The 22,777-nt window shown below is 60.4% G+C and carries 19 protein-coding genes; 12 read left to right on the forward strand and 7 right to left on the reverse strand.

Translation table 11 applies throughout. The features are described from left to right. Positions 1-300: 300 nt before the first annotated feature. The 3 genes from N5D53_RS02470 to N5D53_RS02480 form a co-directional block, all read right to left on the reverse strand. Positions 301-1,605, reverse strand: a complete 1,305-nt coding sequence (locus N5D53_RS02470) for an aspartate aminotransferase family protein (RefSeq protein ID WP_279839666.1) — start codon at positions 1,603-1,605, stop codon at positions 301-303. A 120-nt stretch (positions 1,606-1,725) separates the two neighbouring features. Beyond that, positions 1,726-3,222, reverse strand: coding sequence for a CoA-acylating methylmalonate-semialdehyde dehydrogenase (locus N5D53_RS02475; protein ID WP_279839668.1), 1,497 nt, complete (start codon positions 3,220-3,222; stop codon positions 1,726-1,728). Between the two features lie 76 nt (positions 3,223-3,298). After that, positions 3,299-4,645 carry an aspartate aminotransferase family protein gene (locus N5D53_RS02480; protein WP_279839670.1) on the reverse strand — a complete coding sequence of 449 codons (1,347 nt, stop codon included), beginning with the start codon at positions 4,643-4,645 and terminating at the stop codon, positions 3,299-3,301. Positions 4,646-4,746: 101 nt separating this feature from the next. On the opposite strand from N5D53_RS02480, the gene N5D53_RS02485 reads away from it, so the two are divergent. The 11 genes from N5D53_RS02485 (at position 4,747) to N5D53_RS02535 (ending at position 15,947) form a co-directional block, all read left to right on the forward strand. After that, on the forward strand, positions 4,747-5,667 hold the full coding sequence (locus N5D53_RS02485; protein WP_279839671.1) for a LysR family transcriptional regulator: 921 nt from the start codon (positions 4,747-4,749) through the stop codon (positions 5,665-5,667). A gap of 217 nt (positions 5,668-5,884) precedes the next feature. Further along, positions 5,885-6,721 carry a transporter substrate-binding domain-containing protein gene (locus tag N5D53_RS02490; RefSeq protein ID WP_279839673.1) on the forward strand — a complete coding sequence of 279 codons (837 nt, stop codon included), beginning with the start codon at positions 5,885-5,887 and terminating at the stop codon, positions 6,719-6,721. Positions 6,722-6,774: 53 nt separating this feature from the next. Further along, positions 6,775-7,596, forward strand: a complete 822-nt coding sequence (locus tag N5D53_RS02495; protein WP_279839675.1) for an amino acid ABC transporter ATP-binding protein — start codon at positions 6,775-6,777, stop codon at positions 7,594-7,596. Positions 7,597-7,606: 10 nt separating this feature from the next. Then, entirely contained in the window at positions 7,607-8,278 is a 672-nt protein-coding gene (locus tag N5D53_RS02500) for an amino acid ABC transporter permease (protein ID WP_279839677.1), read from the forward strand. 10 nt (positions 8,279-8,288) lie between these two features. Beyond that, positions 8,289-8,954: an amino acid ABC transporter permease gene (locus tag N5D53_RS02505; RefSeq protein WP_279839679.1), complete on the forward strand. Its 666-nt coding sequence runs from the start codon at positions 8,289-8,291 to the stop codon at positions 8,952-8,954. Positions 8,955-9,003: 49 nt separating this feature from the next. Then, positions 9,004-9,879 (forward strand): 4-hydroxy-tetrahydrodipicolinate synthase, encoded by an 876-nt coding sequence (gene dapA / locus N5D53_RS02510; RefSeq protein WP_279839681.1) that lies wholly within the window; start codon positions 9,004-9,006, stop codon positions 9,877-9,879. A 57-nt stretch (positions 9,880-9,936) separates the two neighbouring features. Next, on the forward strand, positions 9,937-11,217 hold the full coding sequence (locus N5D53_RS02515) for an FAD-dependent oxidoreductase (protein ID WP_279839683.1): 1,281 nt from the start codon (positions 9,937-9,939) through the stop codon (positions 11,215-11,217). Further along, on the forward strand, positions 11,214-12,695 hold the full coding sequence (locus N5D53_RS02520) for an aldehyde dehydrogenase family protein (RefSeq protein WP_279839684.1): 1,482 nt from the start codon (positions 11,214-11,216) through the stop codon (positions 12,693-12,695). The genes N5D53_RS02515 and N5D53_RS02520 overlap by 4 nt, the downstream gene beginning before the upstream one ends. Positions 12,696-12,705: 10 nt before the next feature. After that, positions 12,706-13,725, forward strand: coding sequence for a proline racemase family protein (locus tag N5D53_RS02525; RefSeq protein WP_279839686.1), 1,020 nt, complete (start codon positions 12,706-12,708; stop codon positions 13,723-13,725). A gap of 571 nt (positions 13,726-14,296) precedes the next feature. Beyond that, entirely contained in the window at positions 14,297-15,001 is a 705-nt protein-coding gene (locus tag N5D53_RS02530; RefSeq protein ID WP_279839687.1) for a GntR family transcriptional regulator, read from the forward strand. A gap of 307 nt (positions 15,002-15,308) precedes the next feature. Then, entirely contained in the window at positions 15,309-15,947 is a 639-nt protein-coding gene (locus N5D53_RS02535) for a cupin domain-containing protein (protein WP_279839689.1), read from the forward strand. On the opposite strand, the gene N5D53_RS02540 is transcribed toward N5D53_RS02535, so the two are convergent. After that, complete coding sequence (locus N5D53_RS02540; protein ID WP_279839808.1) at positions 15,936-16,868, reverse strand: LysR substrate-binding domain-containing protein; 933 nt, start codon at positions 16,866-16,868, stop codon at positions 15,936-15,938. The two genes, N5D53_RS02535 and N5D53_RS02540, sit on opposite strands and share 12 nt — an antisense overlap. Positions 16,869-16,972: 104 nt before the next feature. On the opposite strand from N5D53_RS02540, the gene N5D53_RS02545 reads away from it, so the two are divergent. Beyond that, positions 16,973-18,052, forward strand: coding sequence for an FAD-dependent oxidoreductase (locus N5D53_RS02545; protein ID WP_279839691.1), 1,080 nt, complete (start codon positions 16,973-16,975; stop codon positions 18,050-18,052). Positions 18,053-18,123: 71 nt separating this feature from the next. Here N5D53_RS02545 and N5D53_RS02550 read toward each other — a convergent pair whose 3' ends face one another. The 3 genes from N5D53_RS02550 to N5D53_RS02560 are packed head-to-tail and all read right to left on the reverse strand — an operon-like array spanning position 18,124 to position 22,751. Further along, complete coding sequence (locus tag N5D53_RS02550) at positions 18,124-20,001, reverse strand: methyl-accepting chemotaxis protein (protein ID WP_279839693.1); 1,878 nt, start codon at positions 19,999-20,001, stop codon at positions 18,124-18,126. 28 nt (positions 20,002-20,029) lie between these two features. Beyond that, complete coding sequence (locus tag N5D53_RS02555) at positions 20,030-21,457, reverse strand: Na+/H+ antiporter NhaC family protein (RefSeq protein WP_279839694.1); 1,428 nt, start codon at positions 21,455-21,457, stop codon at positions 20,030-20,032. Between the two features lie 55 nt (positions 21,458-21,512). Next, positions 21,513-22,751, reverse strand: coding sequence for an MFS transporter (locus tag N5D53_RS02560; protein ID WP_279839695.1), 1,239 nt, complete (start codon positions 22,749-22,751; stop codon positions 21,513-21,515). Positions 22,752-22,777: the final 26 nt, after the last annotated feature.

Genomic DNA, 22,777 nt, shown 5'->3' on the forward strand with positions numbered 1-22,777 from the left:
TGTTATCGTTGTTGCACAAGGTTGCTCCCGATCCGCCAGAGCGGTTCGGTTGGTTGGACAAAGGTGGGTGCTGTTTAAACAAAAAAGGCCGCCAGCGTGGTGGCGGCCAGGTCTTGGGCCGAAGCTTCGACTAAGTGGTGAGGAGGTGTGTGCCCGCCGCCCAGGTTGGCTGCGGGCAATCGCAGAGAGCGCTCTGCGTGCACGGATAACTGCTTCATCAATACGCTGGGTGAGAACAGCCGATGACGCCGATACCCGAACCTGTGGCCAACATCCAAGAAGGCTGGCCCTATACAACGATCAACCCAATACCGAGCCGATCACTTCATCGAGGATAGCGATACCGGCCTCGATCTCTTCAGCGGTGATGATGCAGGGCGGCGCGACGTGGATACGGTTCTCGACCACGAACGGCAGCAGGCCACGCTCCAGCAGCTTGTTCTTCAGCGCAAGCATGGTCTGGGCAGCCAACGGCGCGCGGGTCGCCTTGTCGCTGACGAATTCCAGGGCCCAGAAGACGCCGGCGCCACGGACCTCACCAATGGCCGAGTGACGCTGCTGCAGTTCACGCAGACGCGGGCCCAAGTGCTTCTCGCCGATTTCCTGGGCGTTCTCGACCACGCGCTCTTTGCGCATGGCGTCGATCGAGGCGACGATCGAAGCCATGGCCAGCGGGTGACCGGAGTAAGTCAGGCCGCCTGGGAAGAAGTGGGTGTCGAAGTAGGTGCTCAGTTGTTCCGAGATCACCACGCCACCGACAGGTACGTAACCCGAGTTCACTCCCTTGGCGAAGGTGATCAAGTCTGGGATCACACCGTAGTGTTCGAAGGCGAACCACTTGCCAGTACGACCAAAGCCCGCCATCACTTCGTCGAGGATCAGCATGATGCCGAACTCGTTGGCCAATTGGCGCACGCCCTGCATGTAGGCGGCCGGGGTCACCAGCACACCGGCGGTACCCGGCAGGCTCTCCAGCAGAATCGCGGCGATCGAGTTCGCGCCTTCGCATTCGATCACCCGACGCAGGTGACGCAGGGCGCGCTCGGTTTCTTCCGCCTCGGTCTGGGCGTTGAACTCGCTGCGGTACAGGTACGGGGTGAAGAAGTGCACGTGGCCACGGGCGTACTCGTTCGGTACACGGCGTGGGTCGCCGGTGGCGACGATCGCCGAACCGGTGTTGCCGTGGTAGGAACGGTAGGACGACAGCACTTTGTCACGACCGGTGAACAAACGCGCCATGCGGATCGCGTTTTCGTTGGCGTCAGCGCCACCGTTGGTGAAGAAGACCTTCTTGAAGCCGGCCGGGGCCTGCTCGATGATGCGTTTGGCGGCTTCGCCGCGCACCAGGTTGGCGGTTGCCGGGGCAATGGTAGCCAGAGCGCCGGCTTGTTCCTGGATTGCCGCGATGACCGCCGGGTGCTGATGCCCCAGGTTGGTGTTGATCAGCTGGCTGGAGAAGTCCAGGTAACGCTTGCCGTCGTAGTCCCAGACAGTACTGCCCTCGCCGCCGGCGATCACCAGAGGGTTGAGTGTTCCTTGGGTAGACCACGAGTGGAATACATACTCGCGATCAAGATCTTTCACGTATTGATTGGTAATCGCCATGATTCTTGTCGACCTATTTATAGAGTGAGCCAGACGCTGTAAGGGGGACGAACGCCTGCGCCATCGCGGTTCTCCGTCAGAACAGTGGATCACGCAGGCATTCGAACCAGGGGGCTTGCCTTAGCTGTTGCTAGGGAAAGCGAATTGAGCGGCCTCATGGCTGGTGCGTTTCGGCCAACGCTGGGTGATCGCCTTCTTGCGGGTGTAGAAGCGCACACCGTCCGGGCCGTAGGCATGCAGGTCGCCGAACAGCGAACGCTTCCAGCCGCCAAAGCTGTGGTAGCTGACCGGTACCGGCAGCGGCACGTTGACGCCGACCATGCCGACTTCGATCTCGTCGCAGAACAGGCGCGCCGACTCACCGTCGCGGGTGAAGATGCAGGTGCCGTTGCCGTACTCGTGGTCGTTGATCAGCTTGATCGCGTCTTCCAGGCTGTTCACGCGTACCACGCACAGTACTGGGCCGAAGATCTCTTCCTTATAGATGCGCATTTCCGGAGTAACACGGTCGAACAGGGTGCCGCCCACGAAGTAGCCGTCTTCGTTGCCTGCCACTTTGAAGCCACGACCGTCCACAACGACCTTGGCACCAGCGGCAACGCCGTCATCGATGTAACCCAGCACCTTGTCACGCGCAGCAGCGGTGACTAGCGGGCCCATGTCCAGGCCGCAAGAAGTACCGGCACCGATCTTCAGCGCCTTGATCTGGGGTTCGAGCTTGGCGATCAGGGCGTCTGCCACCTGGTCACCCACGCACACGGCCACGGAGATCGCCATGCAGCGCTCGCCGCACGAACCGTAGGCAGCGCCCATCAATGCGCTGACGGCGTTGTCCAGCTCGGCGTCTGGCATCAGCACCGCGTGGTTCTTGGCGCCGCCCAGGGCTTGTACGCGCTTGCCGCGCTTGGTGCCTTCGGCGTAGATGTATTCAGCGATCGGGGTCGATCCGACGAAGCTCAGGGCCTTGACTTCAGGCGCCTCGATCAGTGCGTCCACCGCTTCCTTGTCACCGTGCACCACGTTAAGCACGCCTTTTGGCAGGCCGGCTTCGTGCAGCAGTTCGGCGATCAGCAGGGTCGAGCTTGGATCGCGCTCGGACGGCTTGAGGATGAAGCAGTTACCGCAGGCGATGGCCAGCGGATACATCCACAGCGGTACCATCGCCGGGAAGTTGAACGGGGTGATGCCGGCCACTACGCCGATCGGCTGCAGATCGCTCCAGGCATCGATGTTCGGACCTACGTTACGGCTGTACTCGCCCTTGAGGATCTCGGGAGCTGCACTGGCGAATTCGACGTTCTCGATACCGCGCTTAAGTTCACCGATGGCATCTTCAATGGTCTTGCCGTGCTCTTCGCTGATCAGCTGGGCAATACGCTGCTCGTTCGCCTCCAGCAGCTGCTTGAAGCGGAACATCACCTGGGCGCGCTTGGCCGGCGGAGTGTTGCGCCAGGCCGGGAAGGCGGCTTGGGCCGAGTCGATGGCCTTTTGCACAGTGGCGCGGCTCGCCAGGCCCAACTTGTGGATAGCCTGGCCAGTGGACGGATTGAACACATCCGTGGTGCGGGCGTCGTCCGCGATGTGTTCACCATGGATCAAGTGCTTGATAGTTGCCATCTTCTTTCCTCGAGCTTGGTGACAAGCTGTCTATTTGTTGTATGAAGGAAGCTCTCGTCGCGCGAGAGCGTGCTGATCAGTCGATACCGTGCAAGGCTTCGCCCACGGCATCGAACAGACGATCCAGTTCCTGGGGTTGGGTGTTGAATGTTGGGCCGAATTGCAGCGTGTCGCCGCCAAAGCGCACGTAGAAACCTGCTTTCCACAACGCCATACCTGCTTCGAACGGGCGAATGAGCGCATCGCCATCCCGTGGCGCAATCTGCAACGCACCGGCCAAGCCGCAGTTGCGGATGTCGACGATGTGCCGGCTGCCCTTCAGGCCATGAATGGCCTTTTCGAAGTGCGGTGCCAGTTCCGCCGACTGCTTGACCAAGTTGTCCTTTTCCAGCAGGTCCAAGGTGGCCAGGGCAGCTGCGCACGCAACCGGGTGGGCCGAATAGGTGTAACCGTGGGCGAACTCGACCGCGTATTCGGGAGACGCCTGGTACATGAAGGTGTTGTAGATCTCGCTCGAGGCAACCACGGCACCCATCGGGATGGCACCGTTGGTGACCTGCTTGGCGATGTTCATCAGGTCCGGAGTGACGCCGAAGTACTCGGCACCGGTCATGGTTCCCATGCGCCCAAAAGCCGTGATTACCTCATCGAAGATCAATAGAATGTTGTGCTGGTCGCAGATCTCGCGCAGGCGCTGAAGGTAGCCTTGCGGCGGAACGATGACACCCGCCGAGCCGGACATCGGTTCGACGATGACCGCCGCGATGTTGGAGGCATCATGCAGCTCGATCAGCTTTAGCAATTCATTGGCCAAGGCCACGCCGCCCGTCTCGGCAGCCCCCTTGGTGAAGGCCAAGTCTGGCTGCAAGGTGTGCGGGAGGTGATCTACATCCATCAAGGGGCCGAACATCTTGCGGTTGCCGCCAATGCCACCCAGCGAGGTGCCAGCAACGTTCACGCCGTGATAACCGCGGGCACGCCCAATCAGCTTGGTTTTTTGTGGCTGACCTTTCAGGCGCCAGTACGCGCGGGCCATCTTGATAGAGGTATCGGCGCTCTCGGACCCCGACCCCGTGAAGAAAACGTGGTTGAGATTACCGGGTACCAAACCGGCAATCTTCTCAGCCAGCTGGAACGACAAGGGGTGGCCATACTGAAACGCTGGCGAGTAATCCAGGGACACCAATTGCTTTGCAACAGCGTCAGCAATTTCCTGCCGGGAATGGCCCGCTCCGCACGTCCACAATCCCGAGAGGCTATCGAACACCTCGCGGCCATGCTCATCAATCAGGCAATTACCTTTGGCACCCACGATGAAGCGTGGGTCTTTCTTGAAATTCCGATTGGAGGAAAATGGCATCCAGTGCGATTCGAGCTGGAGGCCACTGGCCAAGGAGAGAGGTGTCTGCAAGGCCTGGTTCATGACGGTAATCCTGAGCGTGGAGTGATGGGCCTAGCTTGTGCTGGAAAGTCATGTGCGATAAATCTATATTTTCTTGCACTCAGTTATTGGATAACTCACGCATGACCAAGAAAACGCCCCTGCATCAGGTAAGTGATTTTGATCTCAGGCTGCTGCGGGTTTTCAAAACCGTCGCCGAATGCGGCAGTTTTTCCGGCGCCGAAAGTGCGTTGGGCATCACACGGTCCGCCATCAGCTTGCACATGGGCGACCTGGAAAAGCGCCTGGGGATGCGCTTGTGTCAGCGGGGTCGCGCAGGCTTCGCCCTCACCGATGAAGGCCGTGAGGTGCTGCGCGCCAGTGAAACCGTGCTGGTGGCCATCGAGGGCTTTCGCAGCGAAGTGAACCAGATGCACCAACAGTTGCGTGGCGACCTCAACGTCGCGATCGTCAACAACCTGGTCACCCAGCCAAAGATGCGCATCACCCATGCGCTAAAGGCCGTGCGCGCCGAGGGCAGTGGCGTGCGTATCAACCTGAGCATGAGTACCCCCGGCGAAATCGAGCGCGGCCTTCTGGATGGCCACCTGCACGTCGGTGCAGTGCCGCTGATCTCACCCCTGTCCGGCCTGGACTACAGCCTGCTCTATGAGGAGCGTTCGAATCTGTACTGCAGCCACGAGCATCCGCTGTTCGCCCATGCCGCCAGTGTCACTGACGAACAACTGGCACAGGCCGATGCCGTAGTGCCGACCTACCGGATGACCGCCGAGGCGATCGGGCTGCACCAACTGCTCAACTTCGGGGCTTCGGCGACTGACCGTGAGGGCATTGCGTTTCTGATTCTGACCGGCAGCTACATCGGTTTCCTGCCCGATCATTACGCCGCCACCTGGGTGGAAAAAGGCATCATGGCAGCGCTTGACCCCAACCGCCTGTACTTCGATGCCAAGCTCGCCATCGCAACCCGCAAGGGGCGCCGACCAAACATGATCCTTGAGCGTTTTCTCAACGAATTGCAGTTGACCGGCAGCCCCGCCTAGCTTCGCCCCCTCCTCCCCCACAGCGCCCACGCCAATCACTTTTGCAAGTGATCGGGGGGGCTTTGCTTCAAAAAATTCTTTCAAGCGTGTTGACAGCTTGCGCAGACTCGCAATAGCCTGAATGCATCGCTGCACACATTGCGGCATTCAAATAAAACACAGCGATTCGTTTGCTTGCTCTTCTGCCTACAAAAACAAATTACCGGAGAGATTCAACATGGCACGGTCCCTTTCACGCAAAGTCAGCGCTGGCGTTGCATGCCTTACCGCAGCCCTGGCGTTGCTGTCGCAACCTGCGGCGCACGCCGACACGCAAACCTGGCAAAACGTTCAAAAAGCCGGCGTACTGCGGTGCGGCGCAGCTGTCGCAGCCCCCTATGTAATGCGCGACCCGGCCTCGGGCCAGTACAGCGGCTACTTCGTCGATCTGTGCCGCGATTTCGCCGAGAACGTACTCAAGGTAAAAGCGCAGTTCGTCGACACTAGCTGGGATAACCAGGTGGCTGGCCTGCAAAGCGGCAAGTGGGACATGGCCATGGCGCTCAACATGACGCCTGAGCGTGCAAAAGCAGTGGCCTTCTCCACTCCCGCCACTGACTACCAGGTTTCGTTGCTGATCAATGAGAAGAACCCGAAGTTCAGCGGTGCCGGTAACGCCATCGCTGATTTCGACAAACCTGGCGTCACCATCGCGGTCATCTCCGGTACCGCAGCCGACAAAGCTGTCACTGCGGCCATCAAGAACGCCACGCTGATGCGTCTGCCAGGCTCGGACGAAACGCGCATGGCACTGATGTCGCGCCGCGCCGATGTGCTGGCTGACGCCAACGACACCAACCACCTTTTCGCCATGGCCAACAGCTGGGTCAAGGAAGTGCTCCCTGTCCCCGCCATGGCCAAGCAAGGGGTGTCCTTCGCCCTTGCCCATGACACGCCTGCTGCAGACCTTGCCCAGCTCGATGCCTACCTGACTCAGCGTCGCGAGTCGGGCGAAATCGACAAGCTGGTGGACAAGGCCAGCGCCGAAATCATCGCGGGCAGCAAAGCCCAGTAACTCCAGCGGACATACAGAGGGCCCGGCTCAGGGCCCTTCCGGAGACGACTGCAATGACCACTCCTCATTTGGTGGCTTCCCAGCCACAGGCTTCGCTCAACCCGAATTCAGACATGAACGGCAATTTCATCCAACTGCGCGGCGTGCGCAAAGCCTACAGCGAACAACTGGTCGTCATGGACCAGATGAACCTGGACATGCGTGCCGATGACCGTCTCGTCATCATCGGCCCATCGGGCAGCGGCAAAAGCTCGTTGCTTCGTGTGTTGATGGGCCTGGAAGGCATCCAGGGCGGCAGCATCCAGTTCCAGGGCAAGCCTTACATCGACGGTGCGCGCAAACACGGCAAACCTCTGGATGAAGTCCTGCACAAGCAGATCGGCATGGTGTTTCAGCATTACACCCTGTTCCCGCACCTGTCAGTGCTGGGCAACCTGATCCTGGCGCCAGTCAAGGTCCATGGCCTGAGCAAGGCAGAAGCCACCGAGAAAGCCCGCGCCTACCTCGCCCGCCTGGGTCTGGAAAGCAAACTGCACGCCTACCCGAGCCAGCTGTCCGGCGGCCAGAAGCAACGCGTGGCCATTGCCCGTGCACTGATGCTGGAACCGCGCCTGATGCTGTTCGATGAAGTGACCTCGGCGCTGGACCCGGAGATGGTCATCGAAGTTCAGAACGTGATGATGCAACTGGCCGAACAGAAGATGGCGATGATCATCGTCACCCACGACATGCACTTCGCCCGCCACATCGCCACCCGCGTGGTGTTCTGCGCCAACGGCAAGGTCGTCGAGCAAGGCCATCCCGAACAGATCTTCACCCAACCCAAGGAAGCCCGCACCCGCGAGTTTCTGGAAAAGGTCGTGCATTTCGATTGAGGGCACTGCCATGAACTACCAATTTGACTTCCACTTCCTCAGCGGCAGCCTCCCGGCGCTGCTCGACGGGCTCAAGGTGACGCTGGAACTGGCGCTGGTCTCGAACCTTATCGGCCTGACCTGCGGTTTCCTGCTGTGCCTGATGACCCTGAGCCGCTGGTTCTTCATCCGCTGGCCGGCACAGTTGTTCATCGAGTTCTTCCGCTGCACTCCGGCGCTGCTGCAGATCGTCTGGTTTTTCTACTGCGTGCCGATGCTGTTCGACGTGTTCATCGACCCGATCGCAATGGGCTTCCTGGCGCTGGGCCTGAACCTCACCGCGTTCAATGCCGAGGCGTACCGCGCTGGTGTACAGGCGGTGCCGCGTGAACACCTGGACGCCTCGATCGCCCTGGGCCTGAAAAACTGGCAACGCACCCTTTACGTCATCCTGCCGCAATCGCTGCGCAGCGCCCTGCCTGTGCTGATCACCAACGGCATCGGCACCCTGCAGCAAAGCGCATTGGTCGCCATCGTCGCAGTCGCCGACCTGATGTACGTGGGCAAGAGCTTGGCCACCGAAGCTTACCGCCCGTTGGAAACCTACACCCTGATCGCCCTTATCTACTTCGCCATGTCGCTGCCGATCGCGCAGCTGGTGCAGTGGTTCGAGCGGCGCCAGGAACTGGCCGGACAGCGCTGAGGAAATCACCATGCCACTCGATTTTTCGGTTGTGCTGGGCTATTGGCCCGTACTGCTCAAGGGCCTGGCCCTGACCCTGGCCTTCACCGGCCTCTGCGCCCTGCTCGGCAGCCTGCTTGGTTTTGCAGTCAGCATGCTGCGCCAGGTAAAACTCAAATTGGTGCGCTTGCCGCTGACCCTTTATGTGGAGTTCTTCCGCGGCACGCCCTTGCTGATCCAGCTGTTCTGGGTGTTCTTCTGCTTCCCGGTGGTGTTTCGCCTTGATATCCCACCGTATGTGTCGGTGCTGATTGCCCTGACTTTGTACATGGGTGCGATCACCAGCGAGACCTTCCGTGGCGCGCTGAAGTCGATCGCCAGTGAGCAGCATGACGCCTGCACTGCACTGGGCCTGACTTCGAAGGTGAAGGTGCTCTACGTCATCTTCCCGCAGGCTCTGCTGCGCTCGGTTCCGCCGCTGTTGTCGAACATCGTCAGCCTGTTCAAGGAGAGCGCATTGATCTCTTCGGTAGGTGTTGCTGACCTGATGTTCGTCGGCCAGAACATTTCCAACAGCACTGCCCGCCCGGTCGAGTTCCTCTCGGCGGTGGCGGTCATTTATTTCCTCGTAGCCTTCCCGCTGACCCGCTTGGTCGGCGTGGTCGAAGGGCGCCTGCTGCGCCGCTATGCCTACTGACGCGACCTGACCGGTCTTGATTACTGTAATAACCCTACGGAGATTCAACATGAAACTGAACGGTATCCTGCCAGCTCTGGTCACCCCATTCGACGCCGCTGGCAAAGTCGACCACGACACCCTGGCTTCGATCCTTGAGCATCAACTGAAGGCAGGCGTGAGCGGCTTCGTTCCTCTGGGCTCGACCGGTGAATACTACGCACTGGCCAATGAAGAGCGCCGCCAGATCCTGGCAACCGTCAAGGAAGTGGTCGGTGACCGCGGCACCCTGATCGCGGGCGCCAACGGCTCCTGCACCCGTGAAGTGCTGGAGCAGATCAAGCAGACCGTCGATGCCGGTTACACCAATCTGCTGATCGCCCCTCCGTACTACGCGCTACCGTCCCAGGAAGAGCTGCTGGCTCACTACAACACCATTCTCGAGACCTTCCCCGAGATCAATGTTGTCCTCTACAACTACCCTATCCGTACCAACGTCGAGGTTGGCCTGGACGTGATTGCCGCACTGCACGAGCACCCACGTGTAATTGGCATCAAAGAGAGCAGCGGCAATCTGTTGCGCGCCATCGAAATCGGTGAAAAATACAAAGGCATCCAGCTGTCCTGCGGTTCCGATGACCAAGCCCTGGACTTCTACCTGTGGGGCGCCGACAGCTGGATCTGCGGCCCGGCCAACATCTTCCCGGAGAAGGTCGTGGCCTTCCACAAAGCCTTCACCAGCGGCGACATCCGTGGCGCCCAGCAAGTCATGCGCAGCCTGTTCCCGGCCATGGCCAACCTGGAAAGCGGCAAGTTCGTGCAGAAGGTCAAGTACGGAGCCGAGCTGGCTGGTTTCAAGGTCGGCAACGCCCGCGCACCGCTGCTGCCACTGACTGATGAAGAAAAAGCCGAGTTCCGTAAAGTGTTCGAAGCTTCGCAGCAGTAAGCAACACGGGGCCGCCCAGCGGCCCCTTCGCAATCTCTCTGGATACGAGACAGACTCATGAACACCCCACAATCGTCATCGCAGAACGCCGTAGTCATCGGCGGCGGTATCGTCGGTGTCTGCTGCGCGCTGTACCTGCAGCGCGAAGGCCACAAGGTCACGCTCATCGACCCTGCCGCACCGGGCGACAGTACCGCCAAGTGGAGTTGCGGTCAGATGGCGGTCAGTGAAGTCATTCCGCTGTCCAAGCCGGGCATTCTGATGAAGATCCCAGGCTGGCTGCTGGACCAGAAAGGCCCCCTGGCCCTGCGCCCGAGCGCGCTGCCAGGTATCCTGCCCTGGTTCCTGCGTTTTCTGGCCTGCGCACGTTCGTCGAAGATCCACGAGATCGCCGAGGACATGGCGCGCCTGACTCAACATGTCTACACCGACTACGCCCCGCTTCTGGATGCCTGCCCGGACAAAACTTTACTGGGCGACCGCCCTATTCTTGAAGTGTTCGACTCGCCAGCCGGCCTGGCTCACGAGCGCCCGCACCTGGAGCTGCGCAAGCAGTTGGGCTTCAAGTCCGAAGAACTCGACGGCGCCGCCATTGGCGATCTGGAGCCGGCACTGGCCGGAAAATTTCAGCATGGGCTGATGTTCCCTGACTGGCGCGCCGTCAGCGATACCGAAGGGTTCATTGCCGCACTGACCGAAAGCTTCATCGCCCAAGGTGGCGTGCGCCTGCGTCAGAAGGCCGTGAAAATCGATGAGAACCACGATCGCGCCAGCGGCGTGACCCTGGCCGACGGCACACGCCTGCCTGCCGACCACGTGGTAGTGGCGGCCGGGACGGGTGCACGTCCGTTCTTCGACAGCCTTGGGGTGAACATCCCGCTGGCGGGCATTGCGGGTTATCAGGCCGTTTTGCCCACGCCTGATGTCGAAATCCGCCATTCGGTGATCTACGCCGATGGCGGTTTCTGCTTCGCCCCGATGACCCGCGGCCTGCAGATCGGCGGCACCATCGAATTCGCCGCCCCTGGCGCCGAACCGAACTTCAAGCGCGCCGAAATCATCATGGAAAAGGCCCGCCGCGTACTGCCACATCTCAATACCCAGGGGATGGAGTTCGGCGTCGGCTACCGGCCGTTCTTGCCAGACACCAAACCGGTCATCGACCGCTCGCCCCGCCTGAACAACGTGATCATGGCCTTCGGCCACGGCCAGCTCGGCCTGACTCTGGGCGCCACCACCGGCCGCCTGGTCGCCGACCTGGCTGCAAACCGTACACCAGCACAAAACCTGTCCGCTTTCAGCGCTCGTCGCTTCGCCCTTATTGGAGGTACTGCATGAATCGCTACGACCAGTTCTACATCAATGGCCAATGGGTCAGCCCTGTCCAGGGCGGCAGCTTCAACTCGTATGACCCGAGCGACGAAAGCCTGATCACCAGCGTGGCCTCGGGAACCGAAGAAGACATCGATATCGCGGTCAAGGCAGCCCGCGCCGCTTTCGACGAGGGCCCGTGGCCGCGCCTGAGCGGTGCCGAGCGTGGCGAGTACCTGCGCAAGATTGCCGACGGCATCCGTGCCCGCCAGGAGGAACTGGCTGAACTGGAAGTGCGCGACAACGGCAAACCATTCCCGGAAGCCATGTGGGACATCGGCGACACCGCCGGCTGCTTCGACTTCTACGCCAAGCTGGCCGAGGAGCTGGACCGCAACCGCGAGAAGGATGTGCCCCTGTCCGACGACCGTTTCAGCTCGCTCGCCCGCAAAGAGCCGATCGGTGTGGCCGGTGCCATCGTGCCGTGGAACTTCCCGATGCTGATGGCTTCCTGGAAGATCGCCCCGGCCCTGGCCGCAGGTTGCAGCATCATCCTCAAGCCCGCCGAGCAGACCTCGCTGACCGCACTGGAACTGGCTCGCATCGCCGATGAAGCCGGCCTGCCTGCTGGCGTGCTGAACATCGTCACCGGCCCAGGTTCCAAAGTGGGTGCCGCCCTCACCGCCCACCCAGGCGTGGACAAGCTGGCCTTCACTGGCAGCGTGCCGGTCGGCAGCCGCATCATGCAAGCCGCTGCCCAGGACATAAAGAACGTGACTCTGGAGCTGGGTGGCAAATCGCCATTTGTGATCTTCGCCGACAGCGACATCGAAAAAGCCGTCGAGTGGATCATGTTCGGCATCTTCTGGAACAAGGGCGAAGTCTGCTCGGCCACTTCCCGCGTGCTGGTCGAGCGCTCCGCCTACGAGCCACTGCTGGCCCGCCTGGCCCAGGAAACTCGCAAGATCAAGATCGGCAACGGCATGGAAGAAGGCGTGCTGCTCGGCCCGCTGGTCAACCGCAGCCAATACGAAGGTACACTGAAAGCCATCGCGCGCGGCCTGGAAGAAGGTGCACGCCTGGTCTGCGGCGGCGAGCGCCCAGCGCACTTGGACAAAGGCTTCTACCTGCAGCCGACCGTGTTCGCCGATGTGCCGGAAGACAGCTGGATCTGGAACGAAGAAATCTTCGCTCCCGTCGTGTGCATCCGCCCGTTCGACTCCGAAGAGGAAGCGGTCAAGTCGGCCAACAACTCGCGCTTCGGCTTGGGTGCCGCGGTCATGTCCAAGGACATCGAGCGCTGCGAGCGTGTCGCACGCAAGTTCCGCGCCGGCATCGTCTGGATCAACTGCTCGCAACCGACCTTCACCGAAGCACCGTGGGGCGGCTACAAGACCAGCGGCATCGGTCGCGAGCTGGGCGAGTGGGGCCTGAACAACTACCTGGAAACCAAGCAGATCACCCGCTACGACAGCGAACAGCCTTGGGGCTGGTACATCAAGTGAGGTAACTCCCATGCGTTGGAAACAGACGCTTCAGCTGGCTGAGGTGCACTGCGAAGGCGAGATCGGCAAGGTCATCACCGGGGGCGTTATCGGCGTCCCGGGTGCCACCATGCTCGACAAGATGAACTACATCAACGAAGTCGACGACAGCCTGCGCCGCCTGGTGACCCTGGAGCCGCGCGGTTGCCTGCAGATGTCGGTCAACCTGTTGCTTCCACCGACCCGGTCTGAGGCTCACGCCGGCTTCATCGTGCTGCAGGCCGACAAGGCACATCCGATGTCAGGCAGCAACTGCATCTGTGTGGTCACTGCCCTGCTCGAACTGGGCATGGTGCCGATGCAGGAGCCAGAAACCACCGTGGTGCTGGATACACCAGCAGGCCTGGTAACCGCTCGGGCTCAGTGCGCGGACGGCCGCTGCCTGAACGTGTCGCTGGATATGGTTCCGGCCTTTGTCGAGCACTTGGACCTGGCAGTCGAGACCGAAGCCTTCGGCGCGATCAAGATCGACGTGGCGTTCGGCGGTGTGTATTACGCGCTGATCGACGTCGAGCAAGTCGGGCTTTCGATCGCACCGGAGAATGCCCGGCAGCTGGCCGATGCTGGCGTAGCGCTGAGGGAGGTGATCAACCGACAGCTGGACATTCAGCACCCTCTGCTGCCGTCGGTGAACGAGGTGGCCTATGTGATGTTCCGCAACCGTCTGGATAATCGCACCTACCAGACGTGCACCACCCTGCCACCGGGCCGGGTCGACCGTTCGCCCTGCGGCACCGGCAGTTCGGCCAATTTGGCCACCCTGGCCGCACGCGGCAAGGTGCAGGCCGGTGACCACCTGGTATCGCGCTCGACCATCGGCGGCCAGTTCCAGGTAGCCCTGCTCGGCCACACGGAAGTTGCAGGCAAGCCGGCGGTACTGCCACGCGTGACCGGGCGAGCCTGGCTGTACGGGCTTCAGCAGCTGGGGGTCGACCCAGATGATCCGCTCGCTGCAGGCTTCATGCTCAGCGACACCTGGGGAGAAGGCTGACCGCATCGCCCCTGCAACCGTGCCCGGACACCTCGGGCACGGTTTCCTGATGCCGTAAACGGAGTAAAGTCTATAGAGCCCCCGCTCAACCCGGCGATTTCGGGCATCACCAATACCGAGTTCATGGGCCCGCTGCGCCGTGAGAACGGTGTACTCAGTGCCAGACACTGCGTAGTCGTATCACCGGGGCGCTGTGATCGCTCCCCTTGCGGCACTGGCTCCTCGGCGCGACTGGCTTTGTTACACGCACAAGGCCTGATTGTTCCTGGTGAGTCATTAATACATCAGTCGATCACCGGTAGCCGATTCACCTGTAGTATCGAAATCTTGAGCGAAGTAGGCCCTTATGCTGCGGTGATTCCCGCCATCGCTGGTCAGGCGTGGATTACAGGCTTCTATCAGATGGGAATAGACCCTACCGACCCTTATCCAGCGGGCTTCACACTGTCCGATACTTGAATGGAAAGCATCTGACTCAGCGACTGCCATGACTCATTGGGCGGCCGACAGGAGTTGTACCATGACAAGGCCCGGCCTGTATGATAAAGACCAGAGCTAATGAGACCTGATGATGGCTAAAGATAACGATAAAGAAAGTGGCGTACGTCGCCACAGTGGGCGCTACATCTATGAAGAGCTGCGCAAGCAGATCCTGACTCTGAAACTCAAGCCCGGGGTGCAGCTTGACGAAGTGTCGCTTGCCGCCCAATTCGGCCTGTCTCGCTCCCCCGTGCGGGATGCACTCGCCCGGCTGATCACTGAAGGTCTGGTGGTCATCCTTCCGAACCGTACCACGTTGGTTACTCCGTTCGAGATTGAAGAGTTTCCCAACTACATCTCTGCGCTGGATTTGATGCAACGTGCAGTCACACGCCTGGCAGCCACTCAGCATCGTCCGGAAGACCTCGAAAAAATCCGCAAGGCCGACGCCGACTACCTCAAGGCAGTAACAGCAGGCGACTTCCAGTCCATGTCGGAGCTGAACAAAGCCTTCCACATGGCCATTGCCCACGCCGGTCGCAATCCTTACTTCATCAACTACTACGAACGCCTGCTTGGCGAAGGTCAGCGTTTGCTTCACCTGCACTTCGACCATATCGTAAGTTCGGCCAGCACCCACAAACTGGGGCGCGACCATGACGAGATCATTGAGGCCATCGCTGCGCGTGATGCCGATGCCGCAGAAGCTGCTGCGCATGAGCACACCATGTTGTTCCAGCGGCGCTTCCTTGATTACATGCAGCAGAACCTTACAGCACGCATGTCGGTGGCTTAAGGTACGAGAAGTATCCTGGCGCGGACCGAGCCCTCAACCTGAGAGCAAAGGCCGCGCGTACCTGTATTACAGCAACGCTAATACTTCCCCCTGATGACTCTCATGGACTTGACGCCCGAGGTCCTGTCGGTGTGCTGGACGTCTTGTAGTGCCGGAAGATCCAAAATAGCGGACTGACAAATCGCCCCTGGACCCAGAAAACTTGTGCCCCCTTAAAGATAATGTGGCTGGTGCATCTCCCTGTGAGCAGTAATCATGAGGACAGCCGCACAGCGCCAGGCACAACGTGAACAGCGAGTAACCGCTCATGCAGAACCTTCTGAATAGCAACCTACAGACAACCGTGCTGATGCACGCCGACGAGCAACCCTGGATTGCCAGCCCGCAGGCTGGCGTGATGCGGCGTCTGCTATTTCGTATTGGGGAAGAGCAGGCCAGGGCCACATCACTGGTTCAGTACAGCGCTGGCAGCCAGTTCACCCCCCATGTGCATACGGGAGGTGAAGAGTTTCTGGTGTTATCCGGCGTGTTCGAGGATGAGTGGGGCAGTTACCCGCAAGGCAGCTATGTCCGTAACCCTCCAGGCAGCCAACACACGCCCCGTTCGCCGTTGGGCTGCACGATTTTTGTCAAACTGCGCCAGTTTCATGCAGACGATAATCAACGCGTTGTCGCCCACCTGCCCATGGAAGGCAGTCAGATGCTCTGGCACGACGCGAACGAAGAAGTCTGGTTGCATGATGTACCGCCTGGCGTTGCCCTGAACGTCGACAACATCCAAGGCCTGGAAGTGTTCGTCCTGAATGGCACGTTGCATGGCGACGGTTTCACATTACGCCCCTGGAGCTGGATGCGGCTACCGCCGGCAGCCCCGTTGCACCTTGAGGGAGGCGAGCCAGGGGGCAAGGTTTGGGTCAAGCACGCCGCCTTGGACCTAGGGTTTTGAAACGAAGACATCGGCCTCGGCCATCAACCAGTCGCGAAATACCCGCACGTTAGACAAATCGCCACGCTCGGGTCGGTAGACAATGTAATAGGCTTGCTGCAGCGGCCACTCCACTTCACCTTCAAGCAACGGCCGGATCAACCGGCCCGCATTGAGATCATCCTGTACCATCACGCTTCGCGCCAGCGCCAACCCCTGCCGCTCCACAGCAGCTTGCAGCACTGCCGCGGAATTGTTTATACGCAGGCCATGATCGGCACGTACTTGCGTGTATCCCACCCGGTCAAGCCAGGTCCGCCAACTGGGATAACCAGGGTCATTGCTCATCGACAAGTCATGAATCAACGTACACTGCATCAGCGCGGATGCGTCCAGTCGACCATGGCGTAACAGTGGAAAATCTGGCGCGCAGACCGGGAAAAGTGTTTCGCTCATGAGTTTTTCCGAGGCCAACCCCGCCCACTGCCCGCTGCCATAGCGAACGCCGATATCCAGACGCTCCACCGTGAAGTCCAACGACCGTGCGTCGGTATCCAATTGCACATCCAGGGCCGGAAAAGCCCGCTGAAAACGCTCAAGGCGAGGCACCAGCCATTTCGCGGCAAACGCGGGGCTGACCGTGACATTGATGCCAGTGTGAGCGCTGGCCTCCTTCAGTCGGGCAACGCCGACTGCTAACCGCTCGAAAGCGGCCTGGATATCGGGCAAGGCACGCTGTGCATTAACCGTCAGCTCAAGCTGCCCTGCCCCACGCCCAGCCCTGACGAACAAGGCAATACCCAGCCAGGCCTCAAGGTTTCTCACCTGCTGACCGACTGCCGCTGCGGTGACGTTCAATTCAGTGGCTGCCGCGGAAAAACTGCCATGCCGGGCAGTGGCTTCAAAGGCCCGAAGCGCGTTGAGATAGGCAGGGGTAGCCATGTCAGATTTCCTTCTTCGTTCAGCAAGATTTAATGTGTTGAGCACCGACCGGCAGCGCCCGAGAATACTGCAAGGTTCACGAGAACAGCTGAACCGGTTTCCAAATGCGTGCGAGCCAGTCGATGACCTCTGCAGACCCTACCCAACACACCATCGCTATCGTCGGGGGCGGCTTGGCCGGCCTGCACGCCGCATGGCAGCTTCAGCAACGCGGGATAGCCTTCGAGTTGTTCGAAGCGCGCTCGCGATGGGGTGGAAGGATCCTGTCCACGCCCGAATCCGGGATCGACCTGGGCCCTACCTGGTTCTGGCCAGCCTTCCAGCCGCGCATGAGCAAACTGCTCGAAATGCTCCAACTGCCGAGCTTCGCCCAGTACACCGAGGGGTCGAGCCTGTTGGAGCATTGGAACGGGCAAATTGCCCGGTATGACGGGCCATTGATGGCCGATACCAGCCTGCGCATCGCGGGTGGCTGCGCTCGGTTGATCCAGCGACTCGTCGACCACCTGCCCAGCGAAAGGCTGCACCTGAACGCGACGGTCGAGTCGATCAGCATCGGTGCCGAAGGCATCTCCATCACTGTACCTGCTGCCAGCACCCTGCCCTACCGGCAAGTCTGGCTGGCAATTCCACCGCGACTGATACCAGCAATCCACTTCGCACCCGCCCTTGCGCCGGCGACCGTGAATGCGCTGAAGGCAATCCCCACCTGGATGGCAGCCCACGCCAAGTACGTGGCCCTGTACGACAAACCGTTTTGGCGAGAGCAGCGACTGAATGGCGACGCATTCAGCCATGTCGGCCCGTTGGCGGAGATACACGATGCCAGCCAAAGCGGATATGCGGCGCTTTTCGGCTTTTTCCGCATCCCCCACGGCGAACGCGCAAGCTACGGTGAGCATGCCCTCAAAGCTGCATGCCGTGCCCAACTGGCCAGACTCTTCGGCCCGCAAGCCTTGGCTCCGGAGCAGGATCACCTTCAGGACTGGGCACAGGAACCCCACACCGCGACAACCCGTGACCATGCCAATGGACATGAACACGGTATTGCTTCGCTGGCCAACGTCTTCCCGACGCCGTGGCAAGCGTGTTTGCGTCTGATCGGCAGTGAGGCCGGCTCGGACCAGGCTGGCTATATGGAAGGTGCCCTGCATGACATCGACACCCTGCTTAACAGCGCATGATTGCCAGGTGCCGGGCAGCCTCCAGCGGCGATGACCAGCTTGACCGTCGCCGGCTATCGCTGCGCGGCCTTTCAAACCCTGAACCGCTCCACCTGGGACGTGAGATTTTGCACTTGATCGCGCAATTGCGCACACGCATCCAGTGTTGAGCGCATCTGCTCGGTGCCGGCCTGATTGAGCCGTTCGATTTCGCTGATGTCGCCCTGTAGCGCATCCACTACCGCGCTCTGTTCCTCGGTTGCAGCTGCCACCGACTGGTTCATGCCATCCATCTGCTCGATGCTGTCTGTTACCTGCGCCAGGCTCTGCCCTGCCAGCCGGGCGATTTCCACACTCTGTCCACTGTGCGACTGACTCTGTGCCATGGCACCGACGACAGCCCCCGCACCGTTCTGCAGTTCTTCGATCAGAAGCTTGACCTGTTGCGCTGACTGCTGGGTCCGGTGAGCAAGGTTACGCACCTCGTCAGCGACCACTGCGAAGCCGCGGCCCGCTTCACCCGCACGTGCTGCTTCAATGGCTGCGTTGAGTGCCAGCAGATTGGTCTGCTGCGAGATAGCACTGATGACTTCGAGGATCTGACCGATGTCCTCGGTCTTGCCGTTGAGCTGGCCTATGTGCGCGCCGGAACTGGCAATCAATGTCGAGAGATGGGTCATGGCCTCAATGTTGCGATCCACCACTGCGCGCCCCTCTAACGACTGGGCCCGTGCAGTGCCGGCCTGAACTGAGGCATGTGAGGCGTTACTGGCGATTTCCTGGGCGGCCGCGCCCAATTGGTTGATGGCAGCAACCACGCTGCGGGTGCGATCAGTCTGGATTTCGGAGTCCTCAAGGGTCCGTGTGGTCGAGCCAATGACCTGGCTGGCGACCCGTTCGACCTGCCCCATGGTCAGGCCCACATCACGAATCGACCCCTGAATTCGCTCGACGAAGTGATTGAAGGCACCTGCCAGCCGACCTAACTCGTCTCGACTGTTAACGGGTAACCGCCGGGTGAGGTCGCCCTCTCCGTGAGCAATGTTCGTCATTGCCTTTGCCATGTCACGCAACGGCCGCAAGAGCAGGTGGACCAGGCTCCCCATTACGACCAGGAGGCTGCACACCGCCACCAGCGTTGCGGTCAGCACCGTCCACCTGAAATCCTGTTGCATTGCATAGGCATGATTACGTGCCAGCGAGATGCCCAAATACCAGTCAACACCCGGCAGCCCCTGCACAGGCATGAACATGACTACCTGCTCACCTTCAAGGCTGGCCGCTTCACTCAGGGTGCCCGCCTTCAGGCTGGGCACAGCGCCTGGAAACAAAACACTCAAAGGTTGCATCAGGAACTTGGTGTCGGGATGCACCAGGACCTTGCCTTTGCCGTCGACCAGGAACGCATAGCCCATGCCGTCAAAGTCCAGCGCATTGATCGACTTGACCAGCGCCTGAAGGTCAAGGTCAGCGCCTACCACCCCAAGCCCCGCCACCGGTGCTGCAATCGTCATGGTCAGCTGCCCGGTATTGGCATCGACATAAGGCTCGGTGAGTTGGCTGCCTGACGCATTGCGTGCAGCTGCGTACCACGGTCGAGTACGTGGATCGTAGCCTTCCGGCATTTGGGTAGGAGGTGACACATCGAACTGACCTTGCTCGGTACCGAAGTAAACGAAGGCAACCGCGTCCTTGAGGGTTTGCTGGCGCAACCACTGACCACGCTGCCCTTCGTCTGACCCGGACAGTACTTCGGCAAGGCTCTCAAGCAAGCGCTGCCTACCTGCCAACCAGTTTTGGATGTTCCCCGCAGTGACCTGCGTAATGCCGTGCAAGTTACGCTGCAAGTCGCGATGTATAGCCCTGCCCTGCTGCTGGTCGTTGTACACGGCGAAAGCACCGAATGCAGCCACCAACAGCAGCGCGGCAACCAGCAGGATCTTCTGACCAAAGCCAAGTCGATTGTTCACGTCGTCTGTACCTGCCGCGCTGTTGGAGTCAAAGGATCTGCGCCACGCCCAGCACCACGAAGCCCGCCAGGGCGATACCCGCCGCAGTCAGGCAATAGGGCAACTGAGTCTTGATGTGGTCCATGAGGTCATTGCCCGTGGCAGTCGCCGTGACGATGCCACTGTCGCTGATAGGCGATGTGGTATCGCCGAAAATGGCCCCAGAGATGGCGGCACCGACCACCAGGTAAGGATCGGCACCCGACGAGACAGCTAACTGGATACCGATCGGGATCATGATCGAGAACGTGCCCCAGGATGTACCGGTAGACAACGAAATCAGCGCAGCCACCAGAAACACGAACGCGGCGATCAGGCTGACCGGCATCAGCACACTGAAATGCGTGGAAAGGAACTGACCAATCTTGAGCTGGCTGGAAAGGTCACCAATCAGAAACGCCAGGGTGAGTACCACCACCAGAGGGACCATGGCCTGATAACCTTCGACCAGATGGTTGATGTAGGCGCTGATGTTCATCACGCGCTTGATCCATACGTAATGGATACAACCCATGACCTGACCGAAAATCACGGCCCAAAGGATCGCGGTGGAGGCAGAACCATCACCGATGACACCGTTGCCTGTAATGTACAAGCCCACAGGAACGAACACGAACAGCGACAGCAACGGCACCAGCAGGTTGGACACACTGGCTGGGGCAATCACTTTCTGTTCGCCAAGCGCCGCCAGCGGTGCGGCGCCCGAGCGTACTTCGACACCCGCAGCCGCACGCTGTTTGGCACGGCGCATCGCCGGGAACGCGAACGGGGTGAAGATGCTTATCAGCACCAGGGCAAGGCTAGCCCAGGCGAACAGGTTGTAGGCAATCGAATGGGCAAGAATGTTGAGAGGGTTGCCGTGAATACTGCCGTTTTCTACCTGAACGGCGATGATGCCCAGCATCATCGCCCCCCAGCCATTGAATATCATGGACGACCAGGCACTGATACCCGCATTTTTGATGACGTACGCCACCTGCTCTCGAGCGATGCGGTGCTTGCTCACCAGCTCTGCGCTTGCCGCTCCGGATGTCAGCATGGCCAGGTAGCTGTCGATGAATACCACGACGGCCAGAAAGCCCGCCAGCAATTGCGTGCTGACAGGCCCTTTAACGATTTTCAGTCGCTCCGAGATCAGGTTGACCAACCCCTGCATGCCGCCGGTGAGCCTTGCGAGGTGAATCACACCACTGATCATGATGGTGAAGATCAGGGTTCTGACTACGCCATCAGACTTGAACACGTCGATTGCACCCTGGATCGAGCTCTGCAGACCTTGCCCAATATGGAAATTGGAGAGCACCAGGAAGCCGGCTACGCAACCGACCATCAGCGACAGAATCACCTGTCGAGTGAGAATTGCCAGACAAATCGTCACTGCTGGGGACAACAACCCCCATACACCTACTTCATGCATCGCAAAGACCTCAAGTTTTGTTCTTATTCGAAAAGTTATGCTGCAAACGCGGCAGTCAGGCGTCCGTTTGCCGATGGGACCAGATGAACCCGAGCAGCCCTAGCACCGGCCCTGGCACCAGCAGCCACAAGGCATCGACACCTATGCGGCCGAATAACCAGGTAGTGCAGGCAATCGACACGACGGTAATGGCAAAGCCGATGCTGTTCTGAATGGCCAGTGCACTGCCCACTGCATCCCGTGGGCAAGCCTTGGCAGCCAGGGCAGAGAATTGCGGGGAATCGGCCACGACACTGGCGCCCCAGAGACCGAGCAGCGCCAACAGCACCCAAGGCTCCATCTGATTACGCAACAGCACGAATACCAGGCCGCAAAGCCCCGAGATGCTCAAGGCACCAAGTGCTACCCGAGCGCTGCCAACCCGCTGGGACAGCACACCTCCCAGCAAAGAACCAACAGCGCCTAGGGCCATCACGCCGAAAGACAGGCCCGACACCCCTAGGGCGGGATAGGCCTTGGCCAGTGAGGTACTGCTCACAATCAGTGGCACGACGGTCCAGAAGGTGTACAACTCCCACATGTGGCCGAAGTAGCCGAGCGTCGCTGCGCGGAATCGGCTGATCCTGAACGCGCCGAGAATGGCCCCCGCTCGCTTGACCTGCCCCGCGCCGCTCACCTGACAACTGCGGGCATGGGGCCCGTCGCCCAGCACCGCGATCAATACGGCACCGAGCAAAGCCAACACCGAGGATGCGGTAATGATCAGTTGCCACGGCCAATCAGCCCCCAGCAGCCGCAGGGCATGGGGCAACGCAGTGCCCAGCGTCAACATCGACACCAGCTGCGCCAAGGCAAGGCCCGTGCGCTCGGGCGCCCAGCCAACGATCAGCTTCATGCCCATGGGATAGATACCCGCCAGGGTGACGCCTACGCAAAAGCGCAGCGCAGCGCCGACTGCCAGGCCATCGGCCAACCAGGCAAAGGCCAGGTTGAACAGCGACCCAGCAATGGCACAGCAAAGAAACAGGCTGCTGGCTCGAAACCGATCAGCCGCACCACTCAATGACAGCGTCAGCGTACCGAGGATGAACCCCAGCTGGACTGCATTGGTCAACCATCCGATATCGGCAGCGGTCGCCTGCCAGGACGCCATGAGCGAATCGGCCGCGCCATTGGCGCTGAACCACAACGAGGTACCGAACAACTGGGCGATGGCGATGATCGCCACCGGGCTCAGCCACTTCAACAGCAAACCGCGAGGCCCGATGGGGCCTGCAGTGACGGTAATGCTCATGGTGCAAATCCCCTTCGCCAGGGTGC

The organism is Pseudomonas sp. GD03862 (assembly GCF_029840855.1).
Taxonomy (GTDB): Bacteria; Pseudomonadota; Gammaproteobacteria; order Pseudomonadales; family Pseudomonadaceae; genus Aquipseudomonas; species Aquipseudomonas alloputida.